This is a genomic window from Neobacillus niacini (assembly GCF_019749295.1).
In the GTDB taxonomy this organism is placed as follows: domain Bacteria; phylum Bacillota; class Bacilli; order Bacillales; family Cytobacillaceae; genus Neobacillus; species Neobacillus niacini_D.
Genome location: NZ_JACWFG010000016.1, coordinates 1 through 19,266, shown reverse-complemented (window position 1 = coordinate 19,266; position 19,266 = coordinate 1). Strand labels below are relative to the sequence as shown.

Annotated in this window: 15 protein-coding genes and 1 rRNA gene; 3 read left to right on the top strand and 13 right to left on the bottom strand. The window is 39.4% G+C overall.

Annotated features, from left to right (window positions below):
• Positions 1–185: 185 nt before the first annotated feature.
• Together xylB and xylA are read right to left on the bottom strand one after the other, a co-directional pair.
• A complete protein-coding gene (gene xylB / locus H0184_RS20750; protein WP_221827991.1) occupies positions 186–1,685 on the bottom strand; it encodes a xylulokinase in 1,500 nt (499 codons plus the stop codon).
• Positions 1,686–1,749: 64 nt separating this feature from the next.
• Entirely contained in the window at positions 1,750–3,081 is a 1,332-nt protein-coding gene (gene xylA / locus H0184_RS20745; RefSeq protein ID WP_221827989.1) for a xylose isomerase, read from the bottom strand.
• Between the two features lie 361 nt (positions 3,082–3,442).
• Here xylA and H0184_RS20740 point away from each other — a divergent pair, with 361 nt between their 5' ends.
• Positions 3,443–4,594 (top strand): ROK family transcriptional regulator, encoded by a 1,152-nt coding sequence (locus H0184_RS20740; RefSeq protein WP_221827987.1) that lies wholly within the window; start codon positions 3,443–3,445, stop codon positions 4,592–4,594.
• 203 nt (positions 4,595–4,797) lie between these two features.
• Here the strand turns inward: H0184_RS20740 and H0184_RS20735 are convergent, their stop codons facing one another.
• From H0184_RS20735 to H0184_RS20705, 7 genes are all read right to left on the bottom strand, one after another.
• Positions 4,798–5,463, bottom strand: a complete 666-nt coding sequence (locus H0184_RS20735) for a nitroreductase (RefSeq protein WP_221827985.1) — start codon at positions 5,461–5,463, stop codon at positions 4,798–4,800.
• A gap of 96 nt (positions 5,464–5,559) precedes the next feature.
• Positions 5,560–7,038: a glycoside hydrolase family 5 protein gene (locus H0184_RS20730; protein WP_221827983.1), complete on the bottom strand. Its 1,479-nt coding sequence runs from the start codon at positions 7,036–7,038 to the stop codon at positions 5,560–5,562.
• 28 nt (positions 7,039–7,066) lie between these two features.
• A complete protein-coding gene (locus H0184_RS20725; RefSeq protein ID WP_221827981.1) occupies positions 7,067–8,668 on the bottom strand; it encodes a glycoside hydrolase family 43 protein in 1,602 nt (533 codons plus the stop codon).
• An 8-nt stretch (positions 8,669–8,676) separates the two neighbouring features.
• Complete coding sequence (locus H0184_RS20720; RefSeq protein WP_221827979.1) at positions 8,677–10,065, bottom strand: glycoside-pentoside-hexuronide (GPH):cation symporter; 1,389 nt, start codon at positions 10,063–10,065, stop codon at positions 8,677–8,679.
• 105 nt (positions 10,066–10,170) lie between these two features.
• Positions 10,171–11,010 (bottom strand): aldo/keto reductase, encoded by an 840-nt coding sequence (locus H0184_RS20715; RefSeq protein WP_221827977.1) that lies wholly within the window; start codon positions 11,008–11,010, stop codon positions 10,171–10,173.
• Positions 11,011–11,206: 196 nt separating this feature from the next.
• Positions 11,207–12,142, bottom strand: coding sequence for a dihydrodipicolinate synthase family protein (locus tag H0184_RS20710; RefSeq protein ID WP_221827975.1), 936 nt, complete (start codon positions 12,140–12,142; stop codon positions 11,207–11,209).
• Positions 12,143–12,221: 79 nt separating this feature from the next.
• Positions 12,222–14,216 (bottom strand): YjhG/YagF family D-xylonate dehydratase, encoded by a 1,995-nt coding sequence (locus H0184_RS20705; protein ID WP_221827973.1) that lies wholly within the window; start codon positions 14,214–14,216, stop codon positions 12,222–12,224.
• 223 nt (positions 14,217–14,439) lie between these two features.
• Between H0184_RS20705 and H0184_RS20700 the strand changes: the two genes are divergently transcribed.
• Positions 14,440–15,201, top strand: coding sequence for an IclR family transcriptional regulator (locus tag H0184_RS20700; RefSeq protein ID WP_221827971.1), 762 nt, complete (start codon positions 14,440–14,442; stop codon positions 15,199–15,201).
• A 222-nt stretch (positions 15,202–15,423) separates the two neighbouring features.
• Positions 15,424–16,407 (top strand): glycoside hydrolase family 43 protein, encoded by a 984-nt coding sequence (locus H0184_RS20695; protein WP_221827969.1) that lies wholly within the window; start codon positions 15,424–15,426, stop codon positions 16,405–16,407.
• 53 nt (positions 16,408–16,460) lie between these two features.
• Here the strand turns inward: H0184_RS20695 and tmk are convergent, their stop codons facing one another.
• The 4 genes from tmk to rrf all read right to left on the bottom strand — a co-directional run.
• Positions 16,461–17,090, bottom strand: a complete 630-nt coding sequence (gene tmk, locus H0184_RS20690; RefSeq protein ID WP_221827967.1) for a dTMP kinase — start codon at positions 17,088–17,090, stop codon at positions 16,461–16,463.
• Positions 17,091–17,201: 111 nt separating this feature from the next.
• Complete coding sequence (locus H0184_RS20685) at positions 17,202–18,671, bottom strand: aminotransferase class I/II-fold pyridoxal phosphate-dependent enzyme (RefSeq protein ID WP_221827965.1); 1,470 nt, start codon at positions 18,669–18,671, stop codon at positions 17,202–17,204.
• A 74-nt stretch (positions 18,672–18,745) separates the two neighbouring features.
• Positions 18,746–18,946, bottom strand: coding sequence for a sigma factor G inhibitor Gin (locus H0184_RS20680; RefSeq protein ID WP_221827963.1), 201 nt, complete (start codon positions 18,944–18,946; stop codon positions 18,746–18,748).
• 226 nt (positions 18,947–19,172) lie between these two features.
• Positions 19,173–19,266 (bottom strand): 5S ribosomal RNA (gene rrf, locus H0184_RS20675); the annotation flags it as partial.

Below are 19,266 nucleotides of genomic sequence, written 5' to 3'. Positions count from 1 at the left end.
TAATTATACGATAATCATATATAAAAATTAATAGTTTTACAATAAATTTATCAGTTTTTTCTGACACTATTAAAGAGAGCAAAATATCCCTTGGGCCCATATGTATTCTAAGGGGTATTCTGCTCTTTAATTACTATCATTTTTATTGGCATTCTCTGATTTTCTTTTTGGCAATATAATCGTGATTACTTTCTATATTCCTTTAGTTGATCATTGAGCACCTTTGTTTGTGTGTATACTTGTTGATAAACATTAAAAAGCTTTGCATACTTTTCAACATTTTCTTTATTTGGATAATAAACCTTGGCAGTCTGAATAAAGTGCTCGGCACAATCTTTTAAGGAAGGAAACCATCCGCATCCATATGCCGCTAACATAGCTGCACCCATTCCAGGACCTTGCTCACTTGTAAGCTTTTCTATTTTTGAATTAAAAATATCCGCTTGCATCTGCAGCCATGTGTCGTTTTTCGCACCGCCGCCGATAGAGATAATCGAATCAATCTTCTTACCGCTGCTTCTAAAAATCTCAATTGATTCATTTAAAGAGAACGTTATTCCTTCTAGAACAGCACGGGCAAAGTGCTTCCGCTCATGCGATGCATCAACACCAATAAAGCTGCCGCGAATAGTGGAATCCGCATACGGTGTTCTTTCACCGACAATATATGGTGTAAACAATAATCCGTTGCTGCCAGCAGGTACTTCTTCTATTCCTTCTAATAACTGATCAAATGCTTCGTCTTTTGCAAAGGTATCTTTGAACCAGCTTAAGCTATAGCCGGCAGCTAAGGTCACACCCATTGTATAGTAAGTATTTTCTTCGCTATGGTTAAAGTAGTGAACTTTTCCTTCAAAATCAAGGTCATTTCTTTCTTCATAAGATAGAACAACACCTGAGGTACCAATACTTGCTAACGTTTTTCCCTCTGCTAATATCCCGGAACCAATCGCTCCGCAAGCATTGTCCGCGCCTCCTGCAAATACCTTAGCAGCCTCTGATAATCCCGTTTTTTGAGCAAATTCAGCCGTAACATTCCCAACAAACGCGTGAGATTCTACTAATGGCGGGCAGAAATCAGCTGAAAGACCAAATGCCTCTAATACTTCGCCGCTCCATTCGCGTTCTGCAACGTTTAACAATAAAGTTCCCGCTGCATCAGAGTACTCCATATGAATATTTCCTGTAAGGCGGTAACGAAGATAGTCTTTCGGAAGCACAAACACACTGGCACGATCAAAAGTTGTAGGTTCGTTTTCTTTTACCCATAGAATTTTTGGCAGAGTAAAGCCTTCTAATGCCGGATTTTTAGTTACATCTAATAACCGCTCTTTGCCGAAAACATCGTAGATTTCCTGACATTGCTTTGTCGTTCTTGTGTCATTCCACAAAATTGCGTTTCTTAATACTTCGTTGTTTTCATCTAGTAAAACTAAACCGTGCATTTGGCCAGAGAAGCTAATGCCCTCGATATCGCTTATATCCCCGTTAAATTGCTGGATGAGTTCAGCTAAACCTGCTGTTGTTTTTTCTACCCATTCTTCAGGGTTTTGCTCGCTATAGCCTGATTTTTCTATAATAAGTGGATATGATTTGGAAACTTCCTGACAAACTTCACCATTTTGATTAACAAGTAAGATTTTTACGGCACTTGTTCCAAGGTCAACACCAATTACATATTTCATCACTATCATCCTTTTCTAAAAAAAGTGCTGGAGTAATTCGCCGCCAGCACTTTTTGATATAGTATTATACTGTTACACTTGAAAGAGTTTCAAGCAGATATTGGTTGATTGTAGCTTTAAGACGTTCTGTTCTGCCAGAAATATTCTTGATCTCTGTTAAACCAAGAGCATACGCTTCAAGCTCTTTGAAGTTGGTTTTTCCTTCAACGATATCTAAACCAATTCCTTTAGTATAGCTGCTGTAACGCTCTTCGATAAAGCTATCCAACACTTTGTCTTCGATTAACTTGTTCGCCACTTTTGTGCCGATTGCAAATGCGTCCATGCCAGCAATGTGTGCGTGGAATAGATCTTCAGGTTCGAATGATCCACGACGAACTTTCGCGTCGAAGTTCAATCCGCCTTTTCCTAAACCGCCATTTTTAAGGATTTCGTACATAGCTAATGTGTTGGTGTATAGATCAGTTGGGAATTCATCTGTATCCCAGCCAAGTAATGTATCACCTTGGTTTGCATCAACAGATCCAAGCATACCATTGATACGTGCAACGTGAAGTTCGTGCTCGAACGTGTGACCAGCTAATGTAGCGTGGTTCGCTTCGATGTTGAACTTGAAAGAGTCAGTTAGGTCATATTTTTGTAAGAATGCAATACCAGTAGCCACATCGAAATCATATTGGTGCTTTGTTGGCTCTTTTGGTTTTGGCTCGATTAAGAATGGCACGTTTAAGCCGATTTCTTTTGCATAGTCAACTGCCATGTGGAAGAAGCGCGCAAGATTATCTTGCTCTAATTGCATGTTCGTATTCAAAAGTGTTTCGTAACCTTCACGGCCGCCCCAGAATACATAGTTTTCCGAACCAAGTTCTTTTGCTACTTCTAATCCCTTTTTCACTTTCGCCGCAGAATAAGCAAACACATCTGCATTTGGAGCAGTTGCAGCACCGTGAGTATAGCGTGGGTTAGTGAACATGTTTGCTGTGTTCCAAAGCAATTTAGTCTTGCTAGTCTTCATATATTCTTTGATCATGCCAACGATAACGTCTTGATTTTCATTCGATTCTTTTAACGTGCTTCCTTCTGGAGCGATGTCCACATCATGGAAAGCGAAGAAAGGAACGTTTAATTTTTCGAAAAATTCGAATGCCGCTTCAACGCGTGCTTTTGCTAAATCTAGGCCAGTGAAACGATCCCAAGGACGGATTGCTGTACCTACGCCGAATGGATCTGATCCGTCAGCATTGAATGTGTGCCAGTAAGCAACAGAGAAACGAAGAAGTTCTTCCATTGTCTTGCCATTGATTACTTCTTCTGGATTATAATACTTGAAAGATAAAGGATTCTTAGATGAAGCGCCTTCATACTTAATTTTGTTAACTGTTTCGAAATAAGCCATGTGGTTATTCCTCCTAGTAATATAATAGTTTAGGTTTATTCATGTAAATGCTTTCAATAGGTTGTTAATTTCTTAACCTTTGCTTAACTAGATTATAGCACCGCAAACTTTGTTTGTCTATCGAATAAACTAAGATATTTTAAAAATCTTTTGCATCCAAAAATATCACACTTTTTGAACTTCGATAGTCTACAAAATATACACATAGAAAATCAATACAGACGACCTTAGACCCAGTTATTTTTATCCCTTTCCAACACATATATAGTGGAAGTGAAATTTTGATGATGCATGTTTGTATATTCAGTGAACAAAGATTGTGGTAAAATAATACTACTGTCAAAAAATAAGGAGCTTTTTAATGGAAACCATGTCATGGAACCAACAAATTGTAAAAAAGAATAATAAAGCACTCGTATTACAATTAATTATGGAAAAAGAGCCAATTTCAAGGGCAGACATTGCTCAAATATCCGGGCTGCACAAAGCAACGGTTTCTTCTTTAGTAAATGAATTATTAGAGGAATCACTTATTTTTGAATCTGGACCAGGAGAATCAAGCGGCGGACGACGCCCTGTTATCCTTCATTTCAATAAATCTGCAGGTTATGCAGTCGGGATTGATATCGGGGTAAATTATGTATTATGTGTCTTAACGGACTTAAACGGTAATATCATAATTGAAAAAAATCAGTCGGTAAAACGTACCCCTTATCCTGCAATTATGACCATCATTCAAAGCATGATTCAGTCGATTATCGACGAAATGCCTGTTAGTAAATATGGAATAGTCGGGATAGGCGTAGGTGTACCAGGCATTGTAAACATACAAGGCTCGATCCTTCTTGCTCCAAACTTAGGATGGAGTAACATTCAGTTAAAAAAGGACCTTGAGGAATTATTCCATGTTCCTGTTATTATTGAAAACGAAGCAAATGCCGGGGCCTTTGGCGAGCAGCAATTTGGTGCAGGTCAAGATTTCCAAAACATCCTTTATATCAGCGCCGGAATTGGTATCGGTGTCGGGATTATTTTAAACAAAGAATTGTATCAAGGTAAAAATGGATTTTCTGGTGAAATGGGACATATGATTATCGATCTTAATGGTAAGCCTTGCAGCTGTGGAAGCAGAGGATGCTGGGAAGCATATGCTTCTGAAAATGCACTGCTGGAGCTGGCTGACAGTGATTCGCTCGAGTCTTTAATAGAATTAGCGGAAAACGGTGATGCAACCGCTCAGAGGCTTTTTGAAGAAATTGGAACTTACTTAGGGTACGGTATAAATAACATTATTAATACCTTTAATCCTGATCAGGTAATCCTGGGTAATCGATTAGCATTAGCTAGAGAATGGATTGAGCAGCCTATTCGAACCACGATTGAAAATCATACACTCACTCACCATCAAAATGAAATGCATTTAAATTTCCCAAAACTCGGGAAATATTCAACATCACTAGGTGTATCCGCCTTTGTTGTGGAGAAATTTATCAAAGAAGAAGTAAACTCTTAATAATGTAATACCCCTGCTCTTTTTTAAAGGGAGCAGGGGTATTCTTTATGCAGTATTACTATACTATCCAGAGGTTTGTTATGCTTTGTAAGACATCATGATTTTTCAACTTTTCTCAAGGCTAAACTCATTAACTTCATTGCATTTACAGAGGTTATTTCAAGGTTTTTCCTGCCATTACTCAAAGCAATCTGATTATCAACTCAACTACCTCTAAAATGGACTACCTCCTCCATTGGGACCCTGCTAGAAATATATTGATTATAGGGGTGCTCTACATCGGCATAGCCAACCATAATTCCCACAATAATTTTCTGGTTTTCCGGGATATCGAGTACCTCTCTTATATGATGCGGATATGAGACTGAACTTGCAGCCGGTGCAGTATCAAGTCCATGTGCTTTAGCAGCGAGCATAAGGCTGTTGGCAAACATGCCTAGGTCAAATAAAGACCAATCTGAAAGATTCGTATCAAGACATAAAAAAACAGCTACTGGAGCTCCAAAAAACTGATAATTATTTTTCCAATTTTTATAGCGGGCCGCCTCATCTTCACGAGTAATGCCCATACTTTTAAACGATTCTGCATAGCTCTTTTTTATCCGATTATCAATATACTCAGGCCATCCTTTCGGTGTTGGCAAATCCTGTGTGTGCGTTTCTTGATTTTGAAATGACTCCAAATACGCTGATCGCAGCTCCTCTAATTTATCCCCTGTTGCCACATAAATCTCCCAGGGCTGTGAATTTGGCCATGACGGTGCACGAGTAGCATCTGTCAGTACTTTTTCTAATATTTCTTTGCTGACAGGCTTATCTAGATATTTACGGATTGTATGCCTTTCAAAAAATATTTTTGTAGCGTCCAAGAAAGACCCTCCTATAACGTAAAAATGAGAAAGCTGATTTCAAAAGGGCTTTACATCACGCCTTCTAAAATCAGCTTCATTTTCTGAGCAATTGTGTTAATTTGCTATCTCAACGGTTTCGCTTGTGTGTTTTTTCAAGATATTGAGCAGACCTTCATTAATTTTGCAGTTTTTGAAGGCAAATGACTGCATAACAAGGTCAATTTCTTCTTCAGAAAGATCTTTAAAAATCTTGGCATACTCTGGCTGAATCAGTGCTCCAGCATAAATGGTGAATATTGCTTGTGAAAGGCTGGCTAAATTATAACCGTGAGACATTTCTGGATTGACAACCTCTTCTAAGTGACTGGCCAATTCCGCTGCTAACTCTCTTGCCTTAAAGCCTGGCAGCCAAATCATCCAATCATCCGTATTTAAGGCATGTTTCATTTTAAAAATGGAAGCAACCTTTTTCATATACTCTGATTCTGGGTCAAGGGTCACTAAGCCCATGACGCCGACATCTTTATACGTCCAAGTGGTCCAATGTGCTCCAAATTCTTCAAAGATACCAAGTTGATCGTCCATTGCACTTAAGCGGTCAGGGATTTCATTTTCTGGACCATTATATACAGATCCAAACTCCCCTACCCAAAGAGGAACATCATACTTCTGTGCATATTTAGTACCTTCATGGCTATAAAATACTTCTTCTTGAACAGCTTTATCCCAATACTTGCCGCTTACCACACGTGGTGTTTTTGCGTCAGCCACTCCCGGGTATGGTCCAGGTCCAAACCCAGCTGCAGTGTAGTTATGACTGCTGTAGACCAAGTTTTTAGCAAACGGTGCTTCTAAACCATCAAATAATTTTGAGTAGTTATCTCCTTCAAGGAAGATGATATGTTCAGGGTCGATTGCACGGATGGCCTCGACCACACGTTTGTAGACCCTGTTCATTCTTTCCCAATCCGGTTTGTAATTATCAAAGAAGGTATGCGGGAAATCACCGTGTGGTGTGTTCACCGCTGGTTCATTCATGACATTATATCCTGCAATTACTTCTCTGCCTTTGTAACGGCGGGCAAACTCTTCCCATAGCGCGATAAAACGGTCTTGATAGGTTTTATCATGCCAGAAAAAGCTATGACGGACATCGTTATCTGAATGCCAGTGAGTGTTTTGGAAGCCCTGCACCGCATGAAGATCAAGAATTACATAAAGTCCGTGCTTTTCGCATAAATCAATAATTTTATCTAATCGCTTGAAACCAGACTCTTTATACGTGAACGGTGCTTCATCATCCTCAAAGTGACGATAGTTTAAAGGAATGCGGATCGTTGTTGCGCCCCAGCTCTTAATAAACTCAATGTCATCTTCACCGAAGAAGTAATGAAGCATTCTGTCAAATAAAAATTCTGCTTTTTCTTTACCAATCACTTCTGCGACTGTATGACGAAGAGCATGTTCAGTTCCAGTATAGCCATTAATAAAATCCTCCAAGTTCATCCAGCCGCCGATACATGTACCTCTAAGTTGAATAGTTTCTCCAGCAGCATTAGTAATTTTATTATTTATTACCTGAAGCATTTCCATTAGAAGTCCCTTCCTTCCATTGACAAAATTAAAGTTCTTTATAAGTGAAATAGTCGAAGTCAGCTGGTTTGCTTGTTCCGCTTGTGTCTTGGCAATGCATGCCGACGAATGCACCGGTAAATCCATTTAGGCGGACATATTCATCTGAAAGCTTATAAGATTCAAAGGTTACTGGAATGTTAGTCCAATTATCGCCATCGAATGAATAAGCGTACTGATAAGTATGTTCTCTTACTTTCACTTTTAGATGAACATATTCCACTGATTCCGGAACTTGAATTTCTTTACCTTGCAGCGGCTGTGAGAAAATAAAGTTATCTGCACCCATGATATCGATGATGCGGCCTTTTTCTTCATTCCAAGTAATTTGAACAGATGTCCAGTTTTCTGTATTGTAATAACATGTCAAACCTGCAGCCTGCTGGTAGGTATCTGGCTGAAAGGAAACCGCGGTGACTGCATCAAAATGCAAGGACTGCCAGCGGCGTGCCACCAACGCTTGCGTAAAACAAGATGTTAACGACTCTTTTCCATATAGGCGCAAGTTTCCTGGTCGATCTGTCAAAGACATAATATTTTCTGTTAATGGAATCCTTAATGAATGGAAATGATGGTTCAAGGTCTTGCTATCGAAATGGTCGACTTCATCATAATCCTTCTCCCATTTCACTTCTTCCATCTTCGGTGCTTCTACTTCAAGAGATCCTTGTTTACCGCCGACAACATAAGGCCAGCCATCTCTCCATTCCAATTTTTGAATCGCAGTTTCTCTTCCCAGCGGACAGAAACCACGATAACCAAGCACTGGTTTATCCTCGTGAGATAATGGTCTGCCTGTCAGGTGTGCCAAATACCATTCATCCGTATGCGTGTGAACGATTGAAGCATGTCCACATTTTTGCAATGGATTTCGTGGATCATGCCAGGAAGTTAGGAAAGGATGATCTGGATGCAGCTCATATGGACCGTCGATATTTTTAGACCTCGCCAAGGTTCCTGTATGTTCATAGCGTGTTCCACCCTCTGCTGTCAGCAGATAGTAATAACCGTCGATATAATATAAATGTGGTCCCTCAGTCAGTCTTATATCAGTTCCTTCAAAAATCACTTTCGGCTTGCCAATTAAGCGCTTTTCCTCATGGGAGTATTCCTGTAAGACAATTCCACCAAAGGAATGTTTATACGTTCTTTGGTCCCATAACATATTAATGATATATTTTTTTCCGTCCTCATCATGGAACAAGGATGGGTCAAACCCTGAACTATTTAAATAAATTGGATCGCTCCATTCGCCATCAATCGTTTCACAGGTGGTCAAGTAATTAGGTGTATCCTTCCACGCACCGGAATGCATTTTTACATCTGAATAAATCAGCCAGAATTGACCGTCAGCATATGTTAGGCATGGTGCCCAAACACCGCCAGAGTTAGGATTTCCCTTCATATCAAGCAGGGAAACCCGATTTAACGGACGGGATACTAGGTGCCAGTTGACTAGATCCTTTGAATGATGGATTTGAACGCCAGGAAACCATTCAAACGTGGATACGGCAATATAATAGTCATCCCCGACCCGGCAGATGCTCGGGTCTGGATTAAAACCTTTTAATACTGGATTTTGAATTTTCATTGTGTTCATCATCCTCTCGATTTTATTACAGAAAGAATACGTTTATGTTCCTTTTCATCCAAATTATATAAGAAGATCATACCAAGCTCGATGATGACGAATACAACCGGAATAACGGTCATCGTAATCAAAATACCGTGCAATGCTTCTGAAGTCTGAGCTTGGTTCGCGATGTAACCAAAGTTTGCAAGAAGCAATCCTGGAACAATGCCTCCAATTGCCATACCAAACTTAAAGAAGAATCCAACTAATGCATAGATGATACCGCTTGCACGTTTGCCAGTCTTATACTCGCCATAATCGATGGTTTCAGGAATTAACGCCCATGTAAACGCACCTGCAGTGATTGTACCAAGTGCAGCAATTAAACGTCCTGCAAATACTAATGGAACCATGGTTGGCGGAATAAGGAATAAAGCTATTAAGCCGATTGCTTTTAAACCTAAGGCAGTAAATAATAATTTTTTCTTACCCATCCATTTATACATCATTGGCATTAATGGCATTAGAATAAGGGCAGGAAGTGTTCCCATTAAACCGTACCATTTCACTAATTCCGGTCTTGCAACGTTATACGTGACATAATAAATACCAACAGAGTTAACAATGGAGTTTACACCAAAGTTTAGGATAAAGAAAAAGCATACGATCAATAGTGGACGATTGGTTTTTAATTGAACCCAAATATCTTTAAAGTTAATTTCTGCTTCTTTTGAATGATTAAGCGGAACACGTTCTTTTGTGTTATAGAAGCTGAACAACAATAAAAATGCTCCTGTAATACCCATGATGGTCATGGTAATTTGCCATCCAGAACCTGTCTCACCAGTCATATTTGTAAAAATTCCAGCTAAAAGCGGTACACCAAATGAAACGATTAATCCGCCCATGTTTCCGAATAGCATACGAACTGAAGTCAAGCTGACAACTTCTTTGTTATCTTGTGTGATCGCGGAAGTAAGAGCCGCATAAGGGATGTTAATTACGGAATACGTAATCGATAACAAAATATATGTAGCATAGGCATAAACAAGTTTCATAGGATCAGAAAATCCAGGAGTGGTAAAACACAGAATCGCTACACCTGCAAATGGAAATGCGCCGTATAAAAGATAAGGACGGAATCTCCCGTATTTTGAATTCGTTTTATCAATAACTGCTCCGATAAATGGATCGAGAACTGCATCAATTAATCGAACAACTAGGAACATTAATCCAGCTGCGGCAGCGGTAATTCCAAAAACATCTGTATAGAAAAATAATAAATAACTACTTACTGTTTGGTAAATGAAGTTACAGGCTAAATCCCCAGTAGCATAGCCAACCTTTTCTTTCATTTTGATTCTTTCTGGCTGTGGTTGTACTACGGTTATTTTTTCAGCAAGGCTTGTACTCATTCTAATTCCCCTCTCTATTATAAGTGACATTAACTTTGTTTGTATATTGTATAAACAAAGTTAATGTAAAGAATCTCTATTTTTCAATTCTGATAAACGATTACCTTACACACGGTTAAAGTCATCAGGATCTGCAAACATTCGTTGATCTGTGTTCAGAGAGTTTATTTTATCCATGTCTTCTTGTGAAAGTTCAAAATCAAAGACATCAGCATTCTCAGCAATACGGTGAGGTTTAGCAGACTTTGGTATAGTCACTACCCCAGTTTGTATATCCCAGCGGATAATAACTTGTGCTGCTGACTTATTGTATTTCTGGGCAATTTCTACAATGACGGGCTCTTCAAAAAGTCCGCCCTGCATTAGTGGAGACCATGCTTCAAGTTGAATAGCATGTTTTTGACAAAATGCATGCAATTCCCTTTGATTGAAACGCGGATGATATTCTACTTGGTTGACCATTGGTTTAATTTCACAGTTGGCAATAATGTCTTCCAAGTGATGAATTTTAAAATTACTAACCCCAATAGCGCGGACACGTCCATTTTTATAAAGTTCTTCAAGCGCCTTCCATGTTTCTATATATTTTCCTTGGGAAGGTAACGGCCAGTGAATCAAATAAAGGTCTAAATAATCCAAGCCCAGCTTTCTCAAGCTTACATCAAAAGCTGCTAACGTTTCTTCATATCCATGATCAGCATTCCAAACCTTTGTCGTGATAAATAATTCTTCACGGGCTACATTCGATTCTGCAATTGCTTTACCAACACCTTCTTCATTTCCATAGACGGCAGCAGTATCAATGCTTCGATATCCTGTCTCAAGGGCTGACTTTACCGAATTGACAACTTCCTCCCCATCTTGTACTTTAAAAACCCCCAAGCCAACCAGTGGCATTTTCACACCGTTATGTAAGGTTGTTGTACTTTGTAAACCTTTTAACATCAGCTTCACTCCTTTTACAACTGTTATTTGGATATATGCACCGGACACGAGAGAGGATCTCTGCCGGTGCAATATGGTAGATGAGAAAATGTTTTATAATATAAAACACAGTTTTGTCATCTAGTCTTATCTTGGCTAGATTATATCACTTCATTACTTAGAAATCGATTACAATTTTGTATCAATTATGACTATTTTATAGTAAAACACCTTTATATTCTGGAATGACTTGAACAATCCTCGCATCCAACTCTTGTAAGAGCAAATTGATAGACTCTTTTTGTTTCTCACTTGGCTGAATTAGCGGCTTTTGACAATTTCCCTCTAATCCAATACCTTTAAGAACCATCGCTTGTTTCGTAAACGGAATAAAGGTTGGACCTAAATCGTATAGCTCCATCATTTTATCGACAATTTCCTGGATATCAGCCGCTTTTTTCAAGTCTTGATCGTTTATCGCCTTTACCCATGTAGAAAATACCTCTGGATATATGTTAGAAAGCCCGCCAATACAACCATTACCACCGCTTAAAACGTTATGAGCGAAGTATTCATCAAATCCGGAGTAGACGATAAAATCAGGAAACTCATTCTGTACTGTTTGAATTAGCTTTCTGGTATGCCCCATTTCCGAGACCGTATCTTTATATCCTTTTATATTGTTATGTTTCCGCAAAAGGTTCAGCGTCACTTCCGGAGACAAATCGTGACCAGTCCTAGCAGGATAATTATATAAATAAATATCCCCTTTTATCTTTTGCGCCACTTGAGAAAAATAGAACTCCAAACTTTCATCCGAAAGGGAAAAATAATAAGGGCTGATAATCATGACACCATCGGCACCAGCGTCAATCGCGTAGTTAGATAGTTGCACCGTATCCTCCACGGTCATGCAAGCAGTACCAATATACACTTTGGTTCGGTGATTCACATAACTTACGGCCAGGTCAATCAATTCTTTTTTCTGGGCATCATGCATAAAGGGAAACTCCCCAGTGCTGCCCATGATAACCAAGCCGTCTACTCCCCCATTAATTAAAAAGTCATAAATGTTTTTGTTAGCCTGGTGGTCCAAATTGCCCTCTGAATCAAAGGCAGTAACCACAGGCGTTAAAAATTGTGCTTTTTTCAATAGTCCTCTCTCCTTGGGAATCCTGCAGACTCTGATTCTAGAGCCTGCAGGATGTTTTAAATATTTAAAACACAGATCATTAATTAGTGGTTAGGTTTTCTTTCTTCTCGTTCGCCAGCGCTTTCATACCCGCGTTCAAAACTTCAATGATTCGGTCAGTATCATAGACACTTCCACGCCAAGTTCCGCCACTTGCAGCTTGAAGTGCTGCCCATAATCGGGTATCATCCGGCAGACCTGGATCCGGCTTAAGATCAGGATGTGTCTCACGTTCTTCTAATACTCTCGTTGCTTCTTCTATTGATAAGCGTTGATCCTTTGTTCCGATAAAGTTAACAGAACCAGCCAATTGGTTTCTATCGACGATCATTTCAATGATATCCCCATCACGTAATTTACCAATTGGTCCACCTGCCAGTGCTTCTGGTCCAACATGACCGATACAAGCACCCGTCGATACACCTGAGAAACGGGCATCGGTAATCAAGGATACATGTTTCCCATATGATAAATGCTTTAAGGCAGACGTTAGTTGATACGTTTCTTCCATACCTGTCCCCAATGGTCCTCCACCGATGACAACCATGATATCGCCAGCTTCAATTCCGCCTGTTTTAATCGCTCTGATCGCTGCTTTTTCGGATGTAAACACCTTTGCTGCACCAGTATGACGATAAACACCGTCTTCTCCCACCACAGATGGATCAATGCTTGTAGACTTAATCACAGAACCCTCAGGTGCAAGGTTTCCTTTCGGGAACGTAACTGTAGAGGTTAATCCACGTTGTTTGGATTGAGCAGGGCTCATGATCACTTCATCCGGCGCGATTCTATCATGTTCTATCAATAATTGTCTAAACTTCGCACGTCGTTCTGATTTTTCCCACCAATCTAGGTTTGCTCCAAGCGTTTCGCCCGTCACCGTAAGGGCATCTTCATGCAACAATCCTAATTTTCTTAAATGAAGCATCACTTCAGGTACGCCGCCAGCTAAGAAAGCACGAACGGTTGGATGTTCATCTGGTCCATTTGGCAGTACATTGACCAATCGAGGCACGACTTTATTAATTCTTTCCCAATCATCGACTGTAGGAATTTTGCAGCCAGCCGCATGTGCAACCGCAGGAAGATGCAAGAGCAAGTTCGTTGAACCGCCAAAGGCAGCATGTATGACCATGGCATTCTCAATTGCTTTATCGGTAATGATATCCTTTGTGGTTATACCTTTTCTCTCCATTTCCAACGCAGCGCGAGCCGACTGTCTGGCAATCTCCTCCCAAACAGGTTGACCGGAGGGGGATAAAGCAGAATGCGGTAACGCTAATCCTAGTGCTTCCACCACCACTTGTGAGGTTCCTGCCGTTCCTAAGAACTGGCATCCTCCTCCGCTAGACCCGCATGCGACACAGCCAAGTCTTGATGCTTCCTCCAATGTAAGTTCATTGTTTGAAAATCTTGCACCAATGGTTTGAACCTTGCCTGCATCTTCCCCTTCTGTAGGCGGAAGGGTTGCACCGCCCGGAACGAGCACGGTTGGAAGATGATGCATGGATGCGAGGGCAATCATCACCGCCGGCAGACCTTTATCACAGGTGGCAACTCCTACAACGGCTCCTCTTGTGGGAATCGAGCGGATAAGGCGCCTCATGACAAGTGCGGCATCATTCCGATATGGAAGGGAGTCAAACATCCCTGTTGTTCCTTGCGAGCGGCCATCACAGGGATCGCTTACAAAACTGGCAAACGGTACGCCGCCTAGTTTCGTTACTTCTTCAGCAGCGGCTCTCATTTGTAATCCAAGTTCATAATTTCCGGTATGGTATCCTAAAGCGATCGGAGTGCCATCGTGATCTCGAATACCTGCCAATGTTCCAATGATGAGTACCTGTTTACCTAAGAGCCTCGAAGGATCCCAGCCCATTCCGGCATTCTGCGTCATTCCGAAAATATCACCGCTTGGCAATTCCCTTAACATTTCGGGAGTCAGCGGCAGGGAACCTTGAGGTCCGGCACCATGAGTCTTTATACTATAAATCGATTGGTTTTCTTCACCAAAAATTGAGTTTAGCGACATCGCAGCCTCCTGTATTGAATTTATTAAGTTTTAGTTTTATATTATAAAACTACGTTCTGTATTATAGTTGCAAAATGATTATAGCACACCTAATAATCACTAGGAAGGGAAAAAATGTCTAATTCATTACGAATTTTTAAAAAATTTTTTCTTAGCTTATTTTTAAATATTGTTTGATATAATAAGATATAATTTTATATTATAAAACAAAAAGGAGTCGTCTATGCCAATTATTCAATCTGTTGAACGGGCTCTTAAGATTCTAGATTTATTTGACGAGTATACGTCAGAATTAAAAATTACTGAAATCAGTGAGAAAATGGGGCTGCATAAAAGTACGGTCCATTCCCTTTTGAAAACACTACAAGAACATTCCTACATCAGCCAAAATCCGGAAGATGGAAAATATAGATTAGGATTGAAACTCGCGGAACGAGGAAATGTCGTCATCAGCCATATGGATATCACCAAAACAGCAAAGAATTACCTCCTTGATCTTTCCGCCAAAACGAAGCAAACCGTACACTTGGGGATTTTGGATGGACGGGAAGGTGTGTATATCGACAAAGTAGAAGGGGAACAATCTATTATCCGTTATTCTCGTATTGGTCGAAGACTTCCCCTCCACTCTACAGCGATTGGAAAAGTCCTTTTAGCCTATCAATCTCCTAACAAAATGGAACTTTTACTAAAAAATTATCATTACCAGCATCAAACGGCCAACACGATTATCAATGAGACTGTTTTTCGTGAAGAACTTGAAAAGGTCAAAGAGCAGGGCTATGCATTAGACGACCAAGAAAATGAGCAAGGTGTCCGTTGTGCAGCGGTACCAATTTTTAACGGCAAAGGACACGTGTTAGCAGCGCTCAGTATCTCCACGTTAGTTTCCCGAGTGAACGATCAGGAGCTGCACTTATTTATTGATCTTCTCAAAACATCTTGTAAAGACCTATCGGAACAAATGAGATATGTAGATGAATAATTTAAGACACCTAATTGGCTGTCTGTTTAATCAAGGGATTATCCGATAAGTCTTGAAAAAAGCAAGTAGAGTAAAATAAACTTTTCTCCACTTGCTTTTTCTATTGTTTTCGCTGTATTCAACACTATTTTAAAAAGTTAGTTGTTTGGATATACAAAGTAACACGCTTTCATGTATAATAAAATTGTAAGTATCTAAACTAGCTAATGGAGAGATGTAACGATGAAAAACGCAAAACCTAATGAACCTTTAGTTACACATATTTATACAGCAGATCCTTCGGCGCATGTCTTTGAAGGAAAGCTATATATTTATCCTTCTCATGACCTTGATCACGATGAGCCTTCTAATGATAATGGTGACCAATATAAGATGGAAGATTATCATGTCCTTTCTATGGATGATGTTAACTCTCCTGTTGTCGACCACGGGGAAGCGCTTCACGTAAAAGATGTTCCTTGGGCATCAAAACAAATGTGGGCACCTGATGCGGCTTACAAAAATAACACATATTATTTATTCTTCCCAGCAAGAGACCATGATGGTATTTTCAGAATCGGTGTTGCAACAAGCCCAAATCCTGCAGGGCCTTTTACACCAGAAGAAAATTACATTCCAGGCAGCTTCAGCATTGACCCAGCAGTGCTAGTGGATAATGATGAAAGAGCCTATATGTACTTTGGCGGTCTTTGGGGAGGACAGCTCGAAAAATGGCAGACTCGCACTTTTATTCCAAACGCTGAAGGTCCAGCACCAGATGCTCCTGCATTAGGACCAATCGTAGCTGAATTAAGCGATGACATGCTTACTTTTAAAAGCGAACCCAAAGAGATTTCCATTGTTGATGAGGACGGCAATCCGATTCTAGCAAGTGATGAAGACCGCAGATATTTTGAAGGTCCATGGGTTCATAAATACAATGGCCTCTACTATTTATCCTATTCAACTGGTACTACTCATAAAATTGTTTATGCAGTCAGTGAAAACCCACAGGGGCCGTTTGTATTCAAAGGGACCATTCTTACTCCTGTAATTGGCTGGACTACACATCATTCGATTGTTGAGTTTAACGATAAATGGTACCTATTCTATCACGATTGCTCATTATCTGATGGTGTGAACCATAAGCGCTCTGTGAAGTACACTGAACTTAAATATAACGAAGACGGTACAATTCAAACGATTGATCCTTACGGAGATAAATAAGCAGATTAAAAGCTGGCTTCCTAGTTGAGGCCAGCTTTTATATATGAATTTTCTTATTTAAGCTTTTCTATTAACACTTTATTGATATCAGACACTACTTTACCAATTTCTTGATTAGCATCTATTCTGACCATTCTTTCCGGAAACATCTTTACTACTTCTTCATAGCCTTCCCGAACATTAATATGGAAATTTATTTCCTCTAAATCTAATCTGTTGATTTCTCTCCCCTTATTTTTCGCAATTCGATTTAATCCAATTTGTGGATCTAAATCCAAATACAAAGTTAAATCTGGCATTAAGTCTCCAATTGCAAATTTATTAATGGAAAAGACCTCCTTAATACCTAAACCTCTAGCATATCCCTGATAGGCTAAGCTGCTATCTACAAACCGATCACATAATACAATATAGCCTTCATTAAGAGATGGTATTACCTTTTCCACTAAATGCTGCCTTCTTGCTGCTGCGTAAAGTAAGGCTTCCGTTCGGCCATCCATTTTAGTATTTTTCTTATCTAAAATAACTGAGCGTATCTGTTCAGCTATATCAATTCCTCCAGGCTCTCTTGTTATAACTACCTTTTTTCCATCACTTTCAAGAAAATCCTTTATATAATTTATTATGGTTGATTTCCCAGAGCCCTCTCCGCCCTCTAAAGTAACAAAGTAACCCTTTTTCATATAACATAAACCTCCAAAACCTATGTGGCCATCTGAATCTTTTCCAAATGTACAATTAGCTAATTTTTTGATATCTCTCAATCAACCCGTGAACGAATTTGACTTGTTTCTTCATTGTTTCAAGTTCCTGATTTTCCTGCTATCCGCTTTGCTGAATATATTAATTTGATTTTTATCTAGGCAGGAGCCTCCTTGGAATCTTGCTCCCGTATTCTTTAGGTGTTCGAGCTGGCTAACTTTTTCCTCCGTAATTAGCTCACCCGTCAGCAGAAGAGGAATTCCTGGAGGATACGGTATGATTGTCTCCGCACAAATAAATCCTGCTGCTGTTGAAATATCTTTTATCTCTTGTTCATAACATGACCACTTATCATAGGGAATAGCTAACTCAGATATATTTCCTGAACTAGTCAGCACTTCTTCCTCCTTAAAGTGATAAGGTATATCCACTAATATTTCCCTTATCCTGCTGCATGCTTCAAATAACAGGAAATCTTGATTCTGCTTTAATAATGGAAGTATTAAAAGCACATTATAGGGATCCGCCAACTCTGTATAAATACCTATCTCTTCCAGTCTCTTTTGCAGCTCAAAACCGCTTAACTTAGACCTAGATTGGATGGTTACTTTTAATGTGTCACCATATGAATCAGGATACTCTAGTACCTTAATACTTTGTATCTTGTTTAGTTCTTTCTTGAAGAGTGTTATTTCATTATTTAAGTATTCTATATCAGATTGTTGGTATCTCGCTAAATAATGTCTTGCTAAGTCAAGTGACGCCATAATAACGTAGGACGGGCTGCTTGACTGCAGCACCTGCAAGTAATCCTTTACCTTATTAGTGTTAATCCGATTGCTGTTTATATGTAGATAAGAACCCATCGTCATAGCAGGAAGGGTTTTGTGTGCTGAGTGTACTACCATATCAGCACCTAATTGGATAGCTGAGGCCGGAAAGGGTTCCCCCAAAATAAAATGAGGACCATGTGCCTCATCAACTAACACAGGAATGTTATGTAAATGTGCAAGGTGTATAACACTTTTTAAATCATACACCATTCCATAGTAATTAGGATAGGTTAAGACAATTGCCTTTGCCTCTGGATAAAGAGAAATAGCACTTTCAACTATTTCTTTAGAAACGCCCGTTGCAGTCTTCCACTCTTGGTTATAGTCAGGCTCTAAAAAAATTGGATGGGCCTTTGCTAGTTTTATAGCATTTAAGACTGATTTATGGCAGTTTCTTTGTACAAGGATAACATCATCCTTTTCACAAACTGATAGGATCATGGCTAAATTACCCACAGTTGATCCATTGACCAAGAAAAAACTATTCTTGACCTGGTAAAGCGCTGCTAGAAGCTCCTGTGCTTCTCTTATGACTCCTTCAGGAGAGTGCAAATCATCTAGTCCCGTTAGTTCGGTAACATCGATTCTTAGAATATCTTCAAAAATATTCTCTGACTGCTGGTGGGAAATTGCTCCGGATTTATGTCCTGGAACATGAAAGGAAATAGAACTTTTACGTCTATGATCTATTAATGCTTCATATAAAGGTATTCGATTTTGTTTACTCATTGGTAAGCTCCTTAAAAGAGTCTCATTCATTTTAACAAATAACAGTGCAAAAAAATAAAGCCCAAATGGACTTTTTAAGAAAAAATTTCAGGTGTTGTTATTTTTTTTAATTGTTTCAGATAATATTTATATTTTGGATCATGTGTTTCTGTTTGAATTAGATCTTCTTCACAATCTGTACAAATAAATGAAGTATATAGATGTATCCCTTTTTGTTTTTGACTTTCGCAAATAACGCAGGTTTCCTGATAATGACTATGTGCTAAAGAACTCAACTACACCACCTCCATACACCTATTCTTCCCATTTTTAAAAATTGTATACAATATTTAGAATTATCTTCTTCAGGGTATTCCTCGGTATATCTTATGTTGGTAATTGCTTTTGGGTGTATGTCTAGATATGAATAATTCAAAAACACTTCGTACTTTTTTGTGCTAGGGCCAGATTATCCTTATGGACAATAAAAAACACAACCCTTATCAGGTTGTGTTTCGTTTTGCCTGGCAACGTCCTACTCTCACAGGGACAAAGTCCCAACTACCATCGGCGCTGAGAAGCTTAACTTCCGTGTTCGGTATGGGAACGGGTGTGA